The organism is Paenibacillus cisolokensis, assembly GCF_018403665.1.
GTDB classification, from domain to species: Bacteria; Bacillota; Bacilli; order Paenibacillales; family Paenibacillaceae; genus Paenibacillus_AH; species Paenibacillus_AH cisolokensis.
The window spans coordinates 1-17,282 of record NZ_BOVJ01000148.1 but is presented as its reverse complement, the minus strand read 5'-3'; the positions used below and the strand labels follow the sequence as shown (position 1 = coordinate 17,282).

Here is a 17,282-nt window from a genome sequence, read left to right as displayed (position 1 = left end):
AGCGGCGGGCTCATTCCGACTTACCTGGTCGTCAAAAGCCTCGGCATGATCAACACGATGTGGGCGCTTATTATTCCGAACGCGGTCGCTATCTGGAACATCATTATTATGCGCACGTTTTTCCAGCAGAGCATTCCCCATGAAGTGCAGGAGTCGGCGCAGATGGACGGCTGCGGCAATATCCGCATTTTGCTGAAGATCGTGCTGCCCCTCTCGCTGCCGATACTGGCCGTCATGACGCTCTTCTACAGCGTCGCGCACTGGAACTCGTACTTCAGCGCCCTGATCTATTTGACCGAACGGGCCAAATATCCGCTGCAGCTCATTCTGCGCGAGATTTTGATCCAGAGCAATATGCAGGACATGATCCAGACAAGCGAGGAATCGCTGGCCAGAACGATCATGGAAGCCGAGTCGATCAAATATTCGGTCGTCATTATCGCCAATCTGCCCGTCCTCCTGCTGTATCCGTTCCTGCAGCGGTACTTTGTCAAAGGTATGGTTATCGGAGCCATCAAAGGCTGATCACGATATAATGGATTCCTGGGGGGAGTTTTCTTGAAAAAGCTGAAAACGTTAGCCCGCATGTCCGTCGCCGCCGTTCTGTCGATGTCGCTGATCGCGGGATGCTCCGGCGAGCCGTCTTCCGGGCCGCAGACGGGCGAAGAGCCGTCCGGCAATCTGAACGCGACGGGCCTGCCGATCGTGAACGAACCGATTACCCTCAAAATGGTGGCCGGCAAAGCGCCGACGACGGCGCCGGACTGGAGTCAGACGATGCTCTGGCAGGAGTACGAGAAGATGACCAACGTCAAAATCGAATGGGAGATGATCCCGACGGACAACCTGGCGGAGAAGCGCAACATTATGCTCGCCGGCGGCGACTATCCGGACGCGTTCTTCACCGCTTCCATTCCGACGGCCGATCTGCTGAAATACGGCCGGCAGGGCGTATTCATCAAGCTGAACGACCTGATCGAACAGCATGCCCCGAATCTGAAGGCGATCCTGGAGAAATATCCCGAAGTGAAGAGCGGGCTGACGATGCCCGACGGCAATATATACTCGTTCCCGACCATTTACGATCCCGAATTTACGTCCGTGCTCGCCGGCTCCAAAATGTGGATCAAAAAAAGCTGGCTCGACAATCTCGGCCTGAAGGAGCCGGAGACGACGGACGAGTTTTACGAAATGCTGAAGGCGTTCAAGGAGAACGACGCGAACGGCAACGGCCAGCAGGACGAAATTCCGTATCAAAGCGTCGGCATCGCGCCGCTTATCAACTATTTGCGAGGCGCATGGGGGCTTGGCAACCGGGGCGTCCGGAACGCAAACGTCGACCTCGATCCGGAAAGCGGAAACGTCCGCTTCATTCCTGCCGATCCGAAATACAAGGAAATGCTGCAGTACATCCGAAAGCTATATGAAGAAGGACTGATCGCCTCGGATATTTTCACCGTTCAGGCGAACCAGTTCTATGCGACCGGCGCCGAAGGCGTATACGGCGCGACCATTACGACGAGCCCTTATACGCTGATGAACCAGACGGACTATATCGGCGCGACGGCGCTGAAAGGTCCTTACGGCGACCAAATCTGGTCGGCCGTCGGCTCGCCGCTCGCCTCGCCCGGCGCCTTCGTCATTACGGACCGCAATCCGGAACCGGAGGCGACCGTGCGCTGGATCGACCATTTGTACGGCGAAGAAGGCAGCAAAATGTTCTTTATGGGATTCGAAGGGAAATCGTATATCGTGAACGACAAGGGCGAATACGAATATACCGAAGAAATTACGAACAACCCGAACGGTCTCACGTTCGAGCAGGCGCTTATCAAATATGTCGTATGGCCGGGCGGCGGTTATCCGAACATCGTTCAGCAGCGGTTTTTCAAGGGTGCGGAAAGCCAGCCGGAATCGGTCGCGGCCGCGGAGCGGTTCAAACCGTTTTCCCTGAAGAAATATGGCCGACCTTCAGCTTCACCGAGGAAGAGAACGACGACATGGCCACGCTCGGGGCGGACATCAACAGCTTTGTCACCGAAATGCAGGCGAAATTCGTATCCGGCAGCGCTTCGTTCGACGAATGGGATCAATATTTGAAAACGCTGGACCAAATGGGGCTAAAACGATACCTGGAAATCTACCAAAACGCTTATGAGCGCTTTAAACAAGGTTGACGGGAAACACCGGAGCGGCCGGGGGGCATAGGCGCCCTTCCGGCCGCTGGCGCGAAAGCCATCATCGCAGATTGCCAAACATCGCAGAATAGGGGGCCTGTTAACCCATGATCAAAAGTCAGCGATTTTACAACTATTTGTTCTCCTACATTTTGCTGACGATTATTCTGCTGTTGATCATGAGCGTTGTCGTCTATAACAATTTTTGGACACGCTTCGCGATGAAGTCGAACGAGCCACCATCGCTTCGCTCGATCAATTCCGCGAGACGCTTGACCAGCGCATTCTGGAAATGGACCAAATGGCATTGCAAATTTCTCGAAACGCGCAATTGACTCCTTATATGGCGACAGCGAACGGGTACGGCCCATACAAAGCGATTGAGGAATTGAAGCAATACTTGTCGACCAATATGTTCATTCACGATATCGTCATTCGCTTTCACGCGCGCACGCCCGAGCAATTGTACGCGACAAGCGGGACGTATGGCATCGATCTGTTTTTTGAAGACATATTCCGCTTCGAAAGCTGGAGCAAGGACGATTTTATCCGGCTCAGCGCGTCGCTTACCGCGCCGGTCATGCGGCCGGTCGAGACGGTCCGGTACAACCGGGTCGTGGACGAGCGGTATGCCGTCTATCTCTCCCCGCTGCCTTCGGGCTCGGACTCCCCGTACGGCGTCGCCATGTTTCTGATCGACGAGAGCGCGTTTCGCAGTCTGGCGGCGAACGTGCTCGGGGAATACAACGGTATGCTGTACTTGCTGAACGGGGATAACGAAGTGCTGTACGAATATGCCCAGGGCGATGCCGGCGTCGGGAGCGATTCCGTGCCGGAGCAGCTCCGGGCAATGGACGGCGACTGGAGCATAGCCAACGTTTCGCTCGACGGGCGCAAATATACGGCGATCCGCCATATCTCGGCCAAATACGGCTACAGCTACGTCGCGTTGATGCCGACCGACCAGATTATGCGCAAGGTGGACGAATCCCGGCTGCTGTTCAACTTCACCTTCTCCGTCGTTTTCGTCCTGGGCGTCATCCTCGCGGTAGCCTTCTCCATCCGCAATTACAAGCCGCTGCAGAAGCTGGCGGGCATCGTCTCCAGCCAGCATCAGGCCGACGGCCTGCCGGACGCGCGCGGAACGGACGAACTCGATTATATTTCCACCGCCGTCGTGCAGATGGCCAAGGAGAAAGAAGGGCTGATTCACCGGCTGCACAGCCAGGCGAACGCCTTGCGGGAGCAGGTGCTGCTTTCGCTGATCAAAGGCAAGTTCAAAACGCGGGAGGAATGGGAAGATATGCTCCATTTCTCCAATTTGCGTCTTGACCGCCCCTACTTTGCCGTCCTGCTGTTTCTGATCGACGATTATGACAAATTTCGCCAGGACAATTCGGATTCGATGCAAAATTTGCTGAAATACAGCCTGGTCAAAGTGCTGGAGGAGCTGTCCGTGGAAGCCGGCCACGGCTTCGGCGTCGAGCTGGTCGACGGGCGCAGCATCGTGTTTCTGATCAACTTGAACGAAGGGTTCGACGATGAGGAAGTGCTGCGCGAGCTGGCCATGGAGGCGAAGCAAATTTTCCATCAATATTTCCGGTTTACGGTGACAACCGGCATCGGCAGCATCTGCAGCGACTTCACGGCCGTCTCGCGGTCGTTCATCGAAGCGAGCCATGCCGCGCGCTACCGTCTCGTCAAGGGCGGGAATCAGGTTATTTTCTTTCGCGACATCGAGCAGGCGAACCGCAAAGACCGGTGGTATCCGGTGGAAACGGTGGAACGGCTCGTCCGGGCGATCCGGCAGGGCGACGGCCAGGCGGTCGAGGAGACGGTGCGGCAAGCGTTCGGGCACATCCCGGAGAACAATATGCCGATCGGGGCGGCCGAGTACATCTGTTTCGATATCGTCAACAATATCGCGAAAACGCTGATCGAGCTCGATATCGAGCTTGACGAGGCGATGAGCGAAGCGCTGGAGCGGCTGTTCGTCCCCCATTTCGAAACGATCGAGGAGCTCGAACGGCTCGTGACGGACATTTGCCGCAACGTATGCCGCTTCATCGCGGGGCAGAAAGAAAGCAAAAACATCGAGCTGCTGAACCGGATGAAAGCCTATATCGACGACCATTATACCGATCATTCGATCACGCTGGAATCGATCGCCGAGCAGTTCGGGATATCGCCTTCGTACGCCACGCGCTTCTTTAAGGACCAGACCGGCGAATCCCTGATGCGCTATATCGACGGACTGCGCATGCGCCAGGCGAAACGGCTGCTGAAAACAACCGACCTCAAGCTGAAAGATATCATGCTTGAGGTCGGCTATGTCGATTCGACGAATTTTATTCGCAAATTCAAGAAAAACGAAGGCGTAACGCCGATTCAATACCGCAACATCACCAATTCGGGGACTTGAGCTTCATCGCCCGCTCCTCGGCTCTGCGGCGCGGCTTACGCGCCGGCATGCCGCCCGCTGACGATAAACGAGACCGTATGCGGCCGGCTTGCATACAGCGTATATTCCGGATGCGTCCGGGCGCTCCAGCTGTCGTCGCCGCCGACGCCCATCTGCCGGCCGCTGATACGCACGACCGTCCGGTTCGAGTCCGGCAGCTTATAGGCGTGGCTGGCCGCTTCCAGCTCGTCCGGCGTATAGGGGAGCGCGCTGAACTCGATCAGCGGAACGCCTGCGAACCTTAGCGCCGCTCCCGAGCCGCCGCGGAGCTCCGCCCACCGGACATCGGTCTTGTTGCCGCATTCCTGCGGCTTCAAGTAAGGAACGAACTGCTCCCGTACCGTACCGCTGTAGATGCCGACCGGAGCGCCGCTCTTGCGGTCCCAGTAATTTTCGTGCGGTCCCCGGCCATACCAGGTCAGCCGGTCCAGGCCGCCGTCCAGCACGAACAGCATGCCGACGACCGGTATTTCGGGCAATGCCGCCGAACCGGGATAGAGCGTCCCTTTCACTTCGACTTCCCCGCCGCTTCGGATCGTATAGCGGACTTCGAAACGCGACGGCACGCCTGTCGGCAGCAGCCACTGCTGGACGATCGAGATCGACCCGTCTTGGCCGAACCGGCGGCAGGCAAGCGACCGCTCGCCGCTTTCGCTCGCCTGCCGCCAGACGGCGCTTCGCTCGTGCAGACGGTTGCCGCGGTCGTTGTCGGTCCATGCCCGCCAGAAGTTGGGGCGAGGCGCCTCGCACAGAAGCTCCCGTCCTCCGAGCCGGTACGACACCCAGTCGCCGGTCTCCGGATCGAATGCCGCTTCGAAGCCGTTGCCCGCCACCACCAGCCGTCCGTCCCGCTCTTCCGCCGCAAGCGGATCTTCGTTCTTTTCGCTCTCCATCGTAACTGCCGCGGCCGCGGAGACGGTCGGCAGACAGTATTGCTCGAACGCGACGATATGCCCTTTGTCGGCCCATCCGGCCGCTTCCTTCAGGCGGAGGCTGATCGTCACGATATATTCGTTTCCGGCCGACGGCGCCGTATCGAACGGCAGCCGCACGAGCGCGCTCTCGCCGGGCGCGACCGCGAAGCACCCCGTCTGCCGCTCCACGATCTCGCCGTCCCGGGAGATCTCCCATACCCAATCGAACGCATCCAGATTCGTGAACAGAAACTTGTTCGTGACGCGGTATTCGCTGCGGCTCCAGTCGGCCGGGACGATATCGGCGTTCTGGTAGCATTTTTGACTTCGGCCAGCTTCGGCGTTACCGTCCGGTCCCCGAACAGCAGTCCGTTGCCGCAAAAATTGCCGTCATTGGGCGTATCGCCGAAATCGCCGCCATAGGCCAGAAACGCGGTGCCGTCGGCCGTCCGGGTCAAAATCGACTGGTCGACCCAATCCCAGATGAAGCCGCCCTGCAGGACGTCGTAACGGTCGAACAGGCGCGTATATTTGTCCAGATTGCCGCAGGAATTGCCCATCGCATGGCTGTATTCGCACAGGATGTACGGCTTCTTCGCCGGTCCGAGCGCATAGCGCTCCACAAGGTCGGGCTGGACGTACATGACGCTTTCGATGTCCGATGCCGCGTCGTACGCCCGGTGATGGAACGTTCCTTCGTAGTGGACGAGCCGGGACGAATCCCTTTCGCGGAAGAAATCCCGCATCCGGATAAAATTTTCCCCGCCGAACGATTCGTTGCCGAGCGACCAGATCAGAATCGACGGATGGTTTTTGTCGCGCTCGTACATCGAACGGCACCGGTCGATCACATTGGCCGTCCATTCCGGCTTGCTTCCGGGGAGGGTGTCCTCCTCTTCCTGCTGGCCGTACCGCCACAGCCCGTGCGTCTCCAGATTGACCTCGTCGATGACGTAAAGCCCGTACTCGTCGCACAGATCGTACCATTCCTTCCGGTTCGGATAATGCGACGTGCGGACCGCGTTAATATTGTGCGACTTCATCAGCTTGATGTCCGTCACCATCGTCTCCCGGTCGATCGCGCGGCCGCGGTCGCACTGGAATTCGTGGCGGTTGACGCCCTTGAACACGATGCGTTTGCCGTTCAGCTTCATGACGCCGTCCTCGATCTCGAAACGGCGGAAGCCGACCCGGCAGCCGACCGTTTCGAGCGGCGTACCGTCCGCCCTCTTCAGCGTCAGCGCAAGCCGGTATAAATTCGGCTGCTCGGCGCTCCACAGCAGCGGCTGCCGGACGACCGTCTCGCCCGATACGCGCACCTCGGCTTGTCCGGCGAGTCCGGCCGCCATCGTCAGCGGCTCGTCCAGCACCGCCAGGCCGTCCGCGTCGTACAGCATCGCCTCGACCGTCACCGTCTCGGAGAGAAGCGCGTCGTAATTGCCGACGACGGCGTCGATCTTGAGCCGGGCGGTCGTCAGGCTTCTGTCGAGCTCGCTGCGGACGGTATAGTCAAACAGATGGGCGGCCGGCTTCGAATACAGATAGACATCGCGAAAAATGCCGCTCAGCCGCCAAAAATCCTGGTCCTCCAGCCAGCTGGCGTCACACCAGCGGTATACCTCGACCGCCAGTTTATTGTCGCCCGCCGTCAAATAAGGCGTAATATCGAATTCCGCCGGCGTAAACGTATCCTCGCTGTAGCCGACAAAATCGCCGTTCACCCAGACATAGAAGGCCGATTCGACGCCTTGGAAGCTGATGTAGACCGGCGAGCCCTGCCACGATTCCGGCACCGTAAACGTCCGGATATACGAGCCTACCGGATTGTAGGCGGTCGGAGCGAACGGCGGCCGGATATTTTCCTTGCCGTGCCACGGGTAGCGAATGTTCGTATAATGCGGGTAATCATAGCCTTCGAATTGCCAATGCGACGGAACCGGAATTTCCGCCCATTCCGAAGCGTCGTAATCTTTGCGGTAAAAATCGGCGATCCGCTTGTCCGGCGTTTCGGCAAAGCTGAATTTCCAGTTTCCGTTCAGGCTTTGATACCGGGAGGAGGCCGACGGATCGCCCTTCAGCGCATCCCGGACATGTTCGTAGGAAATCGTGTCCGCATGGGCGGGAAGGCGGTTCAATTGAAAATATCCGGGTTGTTGTTCCACTCCGGATAGCCGTTCGCCGGCGGGACATAGACGAATTTGCTGGCCAATACGGCACCTTCTTTCCTTCGAATATCGTTTTACATCCCAAAGTGTATTACATCCGGCCTTCCCTTGAAATGAAAACATATTCGCAGGACTGTAACGATTTTCAGCAGTTCCCCTTCGGCTTTTGCCTTCATACAATATGGTGAATGTGACGACGGAGGTTGCGGAGGGACGAAAAGATGGGCAAAGCGGGTTTGAACATTCGAAGCGCTCTGTTTCTTGCGGCGGTATGCGGGCAAACCTACTCGCAGTTCAACCATCCCGAGGGATGGTTTCTCGTGCCCAAAGGGTATTCGGCTGTCGGCACGTTTGACGGCAAGGCTTACGCCGGAACGAGGGAACGGTTCGGTTTTATTATCGAATCGGACAACTCCTTCATTGCCGCGTTCCGGGGAACCGGCTCGGCCGAAGACTGGGCGTCCGATCTGATCGCCGACCAGACCGACTATTTCCCGGTCAAGGGAGCCGGATTGACGCATCGCGGATTCACCGATATCTACAAGTCAATCCGCGAAACGCTGCTCGGCCGGCTTGCGCGGCTGCCCGCGAACAAGCCGCTGTTCATTACCGGGCACAGTCTCGGCGGCGCGCTTGCCACGCTCGCCGCGCTGGACATCTCCGCGAATACCGGGTTCCGCAATCCGAAAGTCTATACGTTCGCCGCTCCCCGGGTCGGGAATCCGGCGTTTGTCAGAATGTACAATAGAACGATAGCCAGCCATTACCGCATTCAGAACGAATTCGATATGATCCCCCATCTCCCGCCGCTCGTTTACTCCAGTCCCCGCACGAATCAAAAATCATATTATATGCATGTACGGGGCAAGGTGAAACGCTCGTTCCAAACCGGCACCATCTCCGGCAACCACGTGCTCGGCAATTATTTCAGCGATCTGGCGAAGGACGATCCCGCCTTCGCTGCGGCACTGTGCGCCTATCCCCCGGGCTGGTGTCCCGGCGTGCGGAGCGGCGCGCGAAGAACGGGGATGCGCGGCCGTTAATCGGCCGAATGTTCGCGTTCCTCCCCTGGCTTCTCCTGCTCCTTCTTCTCTTTCCTCCACGAATTCAGCTCGACGACCAGCAGCAGGACGGCAAGCAGTGGAAGCAAAATGAAGAAGAACCACGGATTGTTATAGGGAATCATCATTATCCATCACTCTCCATTTCACCAGTTCATGTTTCATGAACTTATTTTACGGTATATTTTGTATTTTCACAAGGAAAATACATGTATCGTGAAATTCGCGACCGGCATTCCTCCTAAACGAACACGTCAGGTTAAAATGATAGAAAAACAACGGATGCGAGAGAGAAGGACTGGCCATGATCGGAGCACAACTGAGAAAGCTGCGCAAAAATCAGGCTGGACGCAAGAACAGCTGGCAGCGAAACTAAACGTCGCAAAATCCACAATTTCCCAATACGAGAATAACATTAACGAACCGGATTTACAAATGTTAGTTCAAATGGCCAATTTGTTCAATGTTTCCGTCGATTACTTGCTGGGACGCGAAATGTACGACCAGGCCCAGGCGGGCAAAGCGGAACCGAACATCCGCGAACGACTGACCGAGGAGGAAACGGCTTACCTGGACGAAAGCTTGAAGCTCTACCGCAAATGGATCGCCAAACGCAAAGAATCGTAACCTTTAAACCGAAGCGTAAATGAAACATTTCAAAGAATGCCAAACAGGCTCTCCCGGAGTCATCGTTCGATGCCTGGGAGAGCCTTGCTAGTCAAGCCGGCAATACATAAAGAAGGATAGCGAAAAAATGCGTAACGGAACCGCCGAGCACAAACAGATGCCAGACAGCGTGATGATAGGGGAAGCTTCGCCACATATAGAACACGGTGCCGACCGTATAGAGCACGCCTCCGGCGATAAGCAGCGTCAATCCTTGCGGCGCCAGATGGACGGTCAGCGGCTTCCAGGCGAATACGATAAGCCAGCCGAGCGCGATATACAGCAGCGTCGACGTAAACAGAAACCTGGAGGCGTACATCGATTTGAACACGACTCCGGCGGCGGCCGCCCCCCAGACGACGCCGAACAACGCCCAGCCGAGCGCCCCTTGAACGACATGGAACAGAATCGGCGTGTAGGTGCCCGCGATAAACAAGTAAATGCAGGAATGATCCAGCGCCTCGAATATTCGCTTCGCCCGCCCTTCCGGAAAGCTGTGCACGAGCGTCGACATCAGGTACAACAGCAGCATCATCGATCCGTAAATCGTGAAGCTGACGACATGCAGCGCCGTTCCTTTCGTTGCCGCGAACACGATGAGCAGCACGAGAGCGGCAACGCTCAGCCCCGCCCCGATGCCGTGCGTGATCGCGTTGGCCGCTTCTTCCCGCCTGGTGTAAACATGCGTATTGGCCATCTCGAATCCCCTCCCAGGAGCCTATACTTTATCGTTCGAATACGCCACCCGGGAATCGAGCGTGATAGACGCGCGCCGATTGTCGCGATCGTAGACAAACCCCGGTTCGTCTTTATCGTACAACCAGTATTTTTGCAGCGAACCGCCGTCCTGCGCGTACTCGAAATAAAACAGATTCAGCTCGTTCAGATGGATGGCCAGACGCGCCGCATCCACATCCCGGATTCCTTCGATCGTAACGAGCCAGCCGTCTCCCGACGGCTCGACCGAAAACGGATAGTTCCGCTCATCGGTATCGATAAGCAGTTGGCCGGTAACGAGCCTGACGAGCAGTTTCGAACGGGGGCCGGCCGCCGGAGCCGATATTGCCGCCGGTTCTTCCCGGTTCGCCGACGGCGGCAAGTCGATCAGCAGAAGCTGCGCCCCGCCGGCGCCGCCGCAGCGCAGCTCAAGCTCCGCCGTATCCGATATCCGGGCCTCGTCGCGCCTTCCGAGCGCATGCTCGCCGTTCAGCGAAACCTCGCCTTCGATAATGAATAGAAACGCCAGACGGCCCGGCGCAAGCGTATAGGAAACGGCGGCGCCGGCATCCAAATCGGCGTAATACATCGTCAAATCCTGATGGATATGCGCGACGTTCGCGGCCGGGCGGTTCGATACGATCGGCAGCAGCCGGTTATGGGCCGCCGCGGGATCGAAACGGGCCGTCTCGTACGAAGGCGAGAGCCGCTTCGTATCCGGCACGAACCAGATTTGCAGCAGCTCGGCCTCTTCATCGCCCGGGTTAACCTCCGAATGAATGATGCCTGTGCCGGCGCTCATCCGCTGCACCCCGCCGAACGCGGTAACAGCCGTATGCCCGGCGCTGTCCGCATGTTTAAGCTGACCCTTCAACACGACCGTCACGATTTCCATCTCGCGATGCGGATGCGCGCCGAAGCCGTGTCTCCCCGCCACCTTGTCGTCATTGAATACGCACAAAGGACCGAAAAAGCGGTTGTCCTGATCATAGTATTCGCCGAAAGAGAAGCTCGCGCTGCTCTTCAGCCAGCCTGCGTCGCGCTTGTATTTGGCGTCCGATCTTCTGATGTCGATCACCGGATACTCCCTCCCATCGGGCAGAGCCGTTGCCGCTTGCGGCGCAGCCAGCCTCTAATCCCAGTGTAAAAGATCACCCCCAATCTTTCAACCAGGAACGAATTACCCGTATCGTCTTGTCCAGATTGCATATCGAATCGGCGTCCGTAAAATCGGGTTCGTGACGAAAGTAGTCCGCATGCCCGCCCATCACCGGCAATCCCTCGACAAGCCCCGGAGCGAATTTCATCCGGTCCCACCGGGGCAAGGCATACCGGCCTCTTCTCCAGCCTCCCCAGCTTCCGAGGCGGCTGATCCGGTCGACGGTTCGGCCATCCGCGTCGATCGCGTAAAAATAACCGACCCGGTCACGAAACGACGGATCGATCGGCACCTTGGGCGACCCGATCTGAACGATCCGCACATCGCCGCGCCGGCTTACGTCGGGAAGCATGCGCGCGGCCTGATAGGCAGCCGCGCCGCCGCCGCTGTGGCCGATCAGCAGCAAAGGTCCGGACCGGTATGTCGACCGGATAAAATCGGCCGCCGTCCTGCCGCCGACCCGGCCAAGCACGGAACGGTACGGCACATCGGTCGAAACTTCGCTCAATTGACGAAGCAGACGTCTCGTATAATCGCCGTAAGGCATCAACACAAAAATACGCGGCTCCCTTCCCTCTTCTCGAAACAGCGCATCCAGCTTGCGGCAGCATTCCGCAAACGACGCAACCGGCGTTTTCACGCCCGCCAGCAAGTAAATGTTCAGCAGGGGTGCGCTCCCGGCCGTCATATCCAGACCTCCTTACGTTTTTGCTCTACCTCATTCATTATGCGAAAAGGGGACCGCTTCTCATACCGGCCGCATTTGCGGATGAATTCGGTAAAACTGGTCATACTTTTAACTGACCGTCTGACTGACAACCGGTAGGCGTTACTTGTCGCCCGTACGGGCTGTACAGTAACGTCTTTCGCTTTATGTCAGCTTATTTATCTTCCGCACCGTTTCATCCGTACTGCTTTCGTTTATATAACTACATTGAAGAAAGGGGGGCCCATCGTGATCGTTATGAACAACGTCAACAAAGTTTACGAAGACGGTTTTCATGCTCTGAAAAACATCAACCTGGAGATGAAGAAAGGGGAAATTACGGTTCTGATCGGACCGAGCGGCTGCGGCAAATCGACGACGATGAAGCTGATCAACCGGCTCATTTCACCTTCGAGCGGCGAAGTGCTCATCAACGGGCGGAACGTGAACGAGATCGATCCGGTCAAGCTGCGGCGGAACATCGGCTATGTCATCCAGAGCATCGGCTTGTTCCCGCATATGACCATCGGCAGAAACGTCGGCATCGTCCCCCGGCTGAAAAAGTGGGATGCCGACAAAATCAACCGGCGGATCGACGAACTGATGCGGCTTGTCGGGTTGCCCCCGGAAACGTACCGGGACCGGTATCCTTCGGAACTGAGCGGCGGGCAGCAGCAGCGGATCGGCGTCATCCGGGCGCTTGCGGCCGACCCGGACATCATCCTGATGGACGAACCGTTCAGCGCGCTGGATCCGATCAGCCGGGAGCAGCTTCAGGACGAATTGATCCGGCTGCAGCAGGAGCTTCGCAAAACGATCGTCTTCGTTACGCACGACATGGACGAAGCGCTCAAAATCGCGGACACGATCGTCCTGATGAAGGAAGGCCAAATCGTGCAGACCGGCACGCCGGAAACGATATTGCGCCATCCGGCGAACGACTTCGTCCGGACCTTCATCGGCGAGAAGCGGCTGATGCCGGACAGCCTGTACGAAATCCCGACGGTCGACGAGGTCATGGTCAGAAAGCCCGTCACCGCCTTCCCGACCCGCGGACTGGCCGAAGCGATCCGGCTGATGGAGCAGCGCAAAGTCGACTCGCTGTTTATCGTCGACCGCGACAACGATCTCCAAGGAATCGTTTCCATCTATCAGGTGCTCGATCAATACGGCGAGGAAAACAAGACGGTGGCCGATGTGATGCAGCCCGTCCTGTATTCGGTCAAAACCGGTTCGCCGCTGACCGCCGCCGTGGAACTGCTCAATCGCCACCAGCTGTCCAATCTCGCCGTCGTGGACGATCGCAACCGGCTCGTCGGGCTCATTACGAGAGGCAGCGTCGTGCGCCATCTGGCCAATGTGATGCCTGCGACCAGCCCGGCAGAGGAGGTGTAACGATGAACGGATGGACCGGTTTCTTTCGCGAGCGATGGATGGACATTGCAACGGCGCTGCAGGAGCACTTGACCATCTCGTTCATGGCCGTGGTGCTCGGCAGTCTCGTCGCGATTCCGCTAGGGATTGCCCTTGTCTACAATCGCATATCGTGGCTAAACAGCGTCGTGTTCTTCGTCGCCAACCTGTTTCAGACCTTGCCGTCGCTGGCTCTGCTCGCCATTCTCATCCCGCTGATGGGGATCGGGGTGAAGCCCGCCGTCGTCGCTCTGCTGCTGTACGCCATCATGCCGATTCTGCGCAATACGTACGACGTGTTTTGTCGGTCGACCCCCATGTGCTGGAATCGGCCCGGGGCATGGGCCTCAGCGCGTTTCAACGCATTATGAGCGTACAGCTGCCGCTGGCCCTGCCCTATATCATGTCGGGCATCCGGATTACGACCGTCTATATCATCAGCTGGGCGACGCTTGCCACCCTGATCGGCGCCGGCGGCCTCGGGCAGCTGATCGTTTCCGGGATGGGCGTCAACAAGCCCGAACTGATCGTGACCGGCGCCCTCGGCGCCATTGCGTTGGCGCTTGCGGCCGATGCGCTGCTCGGGCTCATGGAGCGGCGGCTGATCCGAAAATACCGGCCCACGAGCCGGATCACGACGTAAGGGAGAACGTGCATGAGGAAGAGATTCGCACTTATCGCGGCCGTCCTGCTGCTGCTCGCCGCGCTGACCGGATGCGGCACCGCCGGTCAAATCGTCATCGGCGCCCAAACCTACACCGAAGCGAAAATATTGGCCGAAATGTACAAGGCGCTGATCGAGGACAGAACCGGTCTGGAAGCGCGCGTCATTCCGGACCTGGCGTCCAGCACGGTGGTCATTCAGGCGATGAAACGGAACGATCTGCAAATTTCGACACTTTATACGGGCGAAATCTTCAACAACCACTTTCCGTTCGAGGAAACGAAAGACCGGGAAGAAGTGTTGCGGCAAGCCAAGGAAGGGTTTGACCGCTATTTCGATTTCAAATGGCTCGACCCGCTCGGCTTCGAAAATACGTACGCCTTTACCGTCCGCGGCGCACTCGCCGAGGAGCGCGGCTACGAGAGCATCTCCGACGTGAAGCCGGACGCCGGCAGCCTCAGACTCGGCGTCGACACGACATGGCTGGAACGCGAGGCCGACGGTTACCCGGCATTTTCCAAATATTATGGCATAAAGTTCGGCAATACGTATCCGATGGAGCAAAGCCTCGTCTATCAGGCGGTAGCGCAGCGGCAGGTCGACATCGTGCTCGCCTATTCGACCGATTCCCGACTGAAGGCTTACGGCCTGACAACGCTGCGTGACGACAAGCAATTTTTCCCGCCGTACGACGCTTCCCCGGTTATCCGTAACGATCTGGCCGAGAAGCATCCGGAAGTCGTGCAGGCGATATCCGAACTGATCGGAACGATCGACGAACAGACGATGATCGACCTCAACTACGAAATGGACATCGAAAAGAAAAGCGAACGCGAAGTCGCGCTCGCCTATTTGAAAAAAACGGCTTGCTGCAATAAAAGCGGGGTGAGGAACCGAAATGGAAGCGAATCATTTGACGATCATGGATCTGCTCGATTATATGGGACGCAATGCCGGCATGCTGTGGGAATACTTCTGGCAACATGTCGGCATGGTGCTGACCGGCACAGGGCTCGCCTTTTTGGCCGGGGTGCCGCTCGGCGTGCTGTGCGCGCACTATCCCGCGGCGGCCAAAATCGTGCTGACGGCGACGAACATTTTGCAGGTGCTGCCGTCGCTCGCCATGCTCGTGCTGCTCATGCTCTGGCTCGGGCTCGGCTCCGATACGGTTATCGTCGGACTATTTCTCTATTCGCTCAATCCGATTGTGCGCAATACTTGCGTCGGACTGCAGCAGATCGATGCGAGCTATGTGGAAGCGGGACGCGGCGTCGGCATGAGTCCGCTGCAAATTTTGTTTCAGGTCCGGTTTCCGCTCTCTCTTACCTATCTGATGTCGGGCGTGCGGATCGCCGCCGTCATCGCCATCGGTGTCGTCACGATCGCGCCGCTCGTCGGCGGAGACGGCCTGGGACGGGAAATCTACGCGGGAATCAACAACCAGAATTCGCTGCGCATTTATGCCGGAGCGATCCCGGCGGCGCTGCTCGCGATCGCCACCGATATCGTGCTGGGCGGGCTGCAGCGCAAGCTGCGGCTCGACAACCGCAAATCCGGCAATTAACTTGCGGTCTTTTTTGGTCGCATTCGTTTATCTGCGCCAATATTTCTGGGCGTATTCCATTTTGCGGGTTCGCGCCCGAACGTAGAGGCGTCTCGCAATCCAGGCGATAAATACGTTGAGCAGCAGCCACAATACCATGAAGCCGTTCTTCCAGACGGAACGGGCCGGCTCGTCCGCCGCTCCGCCGGCAGCGGCGCCCGCTTCCGGAGCGGCTGAGGCCGCTGCCGCGGTTTCCAGCGGTCTCAGCTTGCCTGCGACCGCTTCGCCGCCGGACGTCTTCACGGTTATGCTGCCGTCGTCGCCGACCGACAGTTCGGGCGTCTCTCCCTTCGGCACGACCGCCCATATGTCTTCATCGGCCTGAAAACGGGGATCTTCGCCGGTCGCAAGATAGGGATACTGCTCGCCCTCGGAGAACAGGCGCATCGGCTCGAAGCTGGCGAACCCGTAGTCAAGCATCGCGGTCATATCGTCGTACAGCGCCTTGTCGTTCGGCGCCTTCATGATGACACCGATCAGTTCCATATCGCCGCGCGCCGCGGAGCCGACAAGGGTGAAACCGGCGTCGTTCGTATAGCCGTTTTTGACCCCTGTCGCACCTTCGTACGTTCCGAGCAGCTTGTTATGATTCACGAGCCGGGATTCCCATTCCTCGCCGCTCCAGGGCATGCTTGGGGTGCCGACAATTCGCCGAAACGACTCGTTCTGCATGGCGTACCGGGCGATAAGTGCCATATCCGCAGCCGTCGTATGCTGCTCGGGATCGGGAAGCCCGTGCGGATTTTTGAATACGGTGTTTTTCGTACCGACCGTCTCCTTCACGAAACGGTTCATCCGCTCGGCGAACGCCTCCTTCGACCCGTCGATATGCTCGGCGATTGCGGTGGCCGCATCGTTGCCGGAATTGAGCATCAGGGCGTAGACAAGGCGTTCCATCGTCAGCTGCTCCCCTTCCGCCAAATATACCCGGGTGCCGTCCTCATGCCGCGCCTCCTTCGAAACGGTGACGATATCCTGGGGATCGGCAACCTCCAAAGCGATAATGCCGGTCACAATTTTCGTAATGCTGGCCGGATAAAGCGGCTCGTCCGGATTTTCGCGTAAAGGACCGCCCCGCTTCGCGCATCGATCAATATGCCGGATTCCGCCTCAAGCTCCGGCAGCGACGCCTCGTCCGCGCGCTCCTCCGTCCCCGTTTCCTCGGCTTCCTCGGCGCCCGCAGAGGCTGCCGGATATATCGGATATATAAGAAGAACGAGCACCGTCAGCAGAATCGCACTCTTCAACATGCCCGACCACTTTTCTTTCACCGCATTTGCCCGTCCTTTCTGTCACAATTAGGTAATTCGCTATATAAAACCGTTTCCAGCGTAGCATAGCCGCAAAGGGCTAGTCAATTCGGACTGCCGAACTTCCAGCGGGCCACAGCGAACTCCTCATCCGCCTCATCATGAAAGCACTTAATGTAACTTTATATAACGTATACATAACAAATTTAACAACTTCCTTTTATTAAATGTAATATAAAATTACATAAATATTGATATTGACAAAAAGAAGATGAGTATAAAGACACCAACCACCATTTTGCGTCATATAATATAACGTATAAGAA

13 protein-coding genes and 4 pseudogenes are annotated in these 17,282 nt (G+C 57.7%); 10 read left to right on the top strand and 7 right to left on the bottom strand.

Going from position 1 to position 17,282, the window contains the following annotated elements:
- The 4 genes from PACILC2_RS19475 to PACILC2_RS19460 form a co-directional block, all read left to right on the top strand.
- Positions 1 to 525 (top strand): carbohydrate ABC transporter permease (locus PACILC2_RS19475; protein ID WP_213530248.1); only part of this gene is annotated, 525 nt, incomplete at its 5' end.
- Between the two features lie 33 nt (positions 526 to 558).
- Positions 559 to 2,100, top strand: coding sequence for an extracellular solute-binding protein (locus PACILC2_RS19470; RefSeq protein WP_307860653.1), 1,542 nt, complete (start codon positions 559 to 561; stop codon positions 2,098 to 2,100).
- 184 nt (positions 2,101 to 2,284) lie between these two features.
- Positions 2,285 to 2,512 carry a hypothetical protein gene (locus PACILC2_RS19465; protein ID WP_213530246.1) on the top strand — a complete coding sequence of 76 codons (228 nt, stop codon included), beginning with the start codon at positions 2,285 to 2,287 and terminating at the stop codon, positions 2,510 to 2,512.
- Positions 2,479 to 4,599, top strand: a complete 2,121-nt coding sequence (locus PACILC2_RS19460; protein WP_213530244.1) for a helix-turn-helix domain-containing protein — start codon at positions 2,479 to 2,481, stop codon at positions 4,597 to 4,599. The genes PACILC2_RS19465 and PACILC2_RS19460 overlap by 34 nt, the downstream gene beginning before the upstream one ends.
- A 35-nt stretch (positions 4,600 to 4,634) precedes the next feature.
- Here PACILC2_RS19460 and lacZ read toward each other — a convergent pair.
- Positions 4,635 to 7,761: pseudogene (gene lacZ / locus PACILC2_RS19455) on the bottom strand (beta-galactosidase, LacZ type).
- 177 nt (positions 7,762 to 7,938) lie between these two features.
- Between lacZ and PACILC2_RS19450 the strand changes: the two are divergent.
- On the top strand, positions 7,939 to 8,760 hold the full coding sequence (locus tag PACILC2_RS19450; RefSeq protein ID WP_213530242.1) for a lipase family protein: 822 nt from the start codon (positions 7,939 to 7,941) through the stop codon (positions 8,758 to 8,760).
- Here the strand turns inward: PACILC2_RS19450 and PACILC2_RS19445 are convergent.
- Positions 8,757 to 8,906 (bottom strand): hypothetical protein, encoded by a 150-nt coding sequence (locus PACILC2_RS19445; RefSeq protein WP_160327763.1) that lies wholly within the window; start codon positions 8,904 to 8,906, stop codon positions 8,757 to 8,759. The two genes, PACILC2_RS19450 and PACILC2_RS19445, sit on opposite strands and share 4 nt — an antisense overlap.
- Positions 8,907 to 8,994: 88 nt before the next feature.
- Between PACILC2_RS19445 and PACILC2_RS19440 the strand changes: the two genes are divergently transcribed.
- Positions 8,995 to 9,405: a helix-turn-helix domain-containing protein gene (locus PACILC2_RS19440; RefSeq protein ID WP_244863657.1), complete on the top strand. Its 411-nt coding sequence runs from the start codon at positions 8,995 to 8,997 to the stop codon at positions 9,403 to 9,405.
- Between the two features lie 91 nt (positions 9,406 to 9,496).
- Here the strand turns inward: PACILC2_RS19440 and trhA are convergent, their stop codons facing one another.
- The 3 genes and pseudogenes from trhA to PACILC2_RS19425 form a co-directional block, all read right to left on the bottom strand.
- Complete coding sequence (trhA, locus tag PACILC2_RS19435; RefSeq protein ID WP_213530240.1) at positions 9,497 to 10,141, bottom strand: PAQR family membrane homeostasis protein TrhA; 645 nt, start codon at positions 10,139 to 10,141, stop codon at positions 9,497 to 9,499.
- Between the two features lie 396 nt (positions 10,142 to 10,537).
- Positions 10,538 to 11,239 (bottom strand): annotated as a pseudogene (locus tag PACILC2_RS19430) (pirin family protein); the annotation flags it as partial.
- A gap of 73 nt (positions 11,240 to 11,312) precedes the next feature.
- On the bottom strand, positions 11,313 to 12,008 hold the full coding sequence (locus tag PACILC2_RS19425; protein ID WP_213530235.1) for a hypothetical protein: 696 nt from the start codon (positions 12,006 to 12,008) through the stop codon (positions 11,313 to 11,315).
- A gap of 267 nt (positions 12,009 to 12,275) precedes the next feature.
- On the opposite strand from PACILC2_RS19425, the gene PACILC2_RS19420 reads away from it, so the two are divergent.
- The 4 genes and pseudogenes from PACILC2_RS19420 to PACILC2_RS19405 all read left to right on the top strand — a co-directional run bounded on the left by PACILC2_RS19420 (position 12,276) and on the right by PACILC2_RS19405 (position 15,667).
- Positions 12,276 to 13,421, top strand: a complete 1,146-nt coding sequence (locus tag PACILC2_RS19420; RefSeq protein WP_280515348.1) for an ABC transporter ATP-binding protein — start codon at positions 12,276 to 12,278, stop codon at positions 13,419 to 13,421.
- 2 nt (positions 13,422 to 13,423) lie between these two features.
- Positions 13,424 to 14,082: pseudogene (locus PACILC2_RS19415) on the top strand (ABC transporter permease).
- A 12-nt stretch (positions 14,083 to 14,094) separates the two neighbouring features.
- Positions 14,095 to 14,964, top strand: a pseudogene (locus PACILC2_RS19410) (glycine betaine ABC transporter substrate-binding protein); the annotation flags it as partial.
- Positions 14,965 to 15,001: 37 nt separating this feature from the next.
- A complete protein-coding gene (locus PACILC2_RS19405; RefSeq protein WP_213530233.1) occupies positions 15,002 to 15,667 on the top strand; it encodes an ABC transporter permease in 666 nt (221 codons plus the stop codon).
- A 27-nt stretch (positions 15,668 to 15,694) separates the two neighbouring features.
- Here PACILC2_RS19405 and PACILC2_RS19400 read toward each other — a convergent pair whose 3' ends face one another.
- Together PACILC2_RS19400 and PACILC2_RS27300 are read right to left on the bottom strand one after the other, a co-directional pair.
- Entirely contained in the window at positions 15,695 to 16,720 is a 1,026-nt protein-coding gene (locus PACILC2_RS19400) for a D-alanyl-D-alanine carboxypeptidase family protein (RefSeq protein WP_244863656.1), read from the bottom strand.
- Positions 16,717 to 16,977: a hypothetical protein gene (locus tag PACILC2_RS27300; RefSeq protein ID WP_244863655.1), complete on the bottom strand. Its 261-nt coding sequence runs from the start codon at positions 16,975 to 16,977 to the stop codon at positions 16,717 to 16,719. Before PACILC2_RS27300 ends, PACILC2_RS19400 begins: the two co-directional genes overlap by 4 nt.
- Positions 16,978 to 17,282 lie beyond the last annotated feature (305 nt).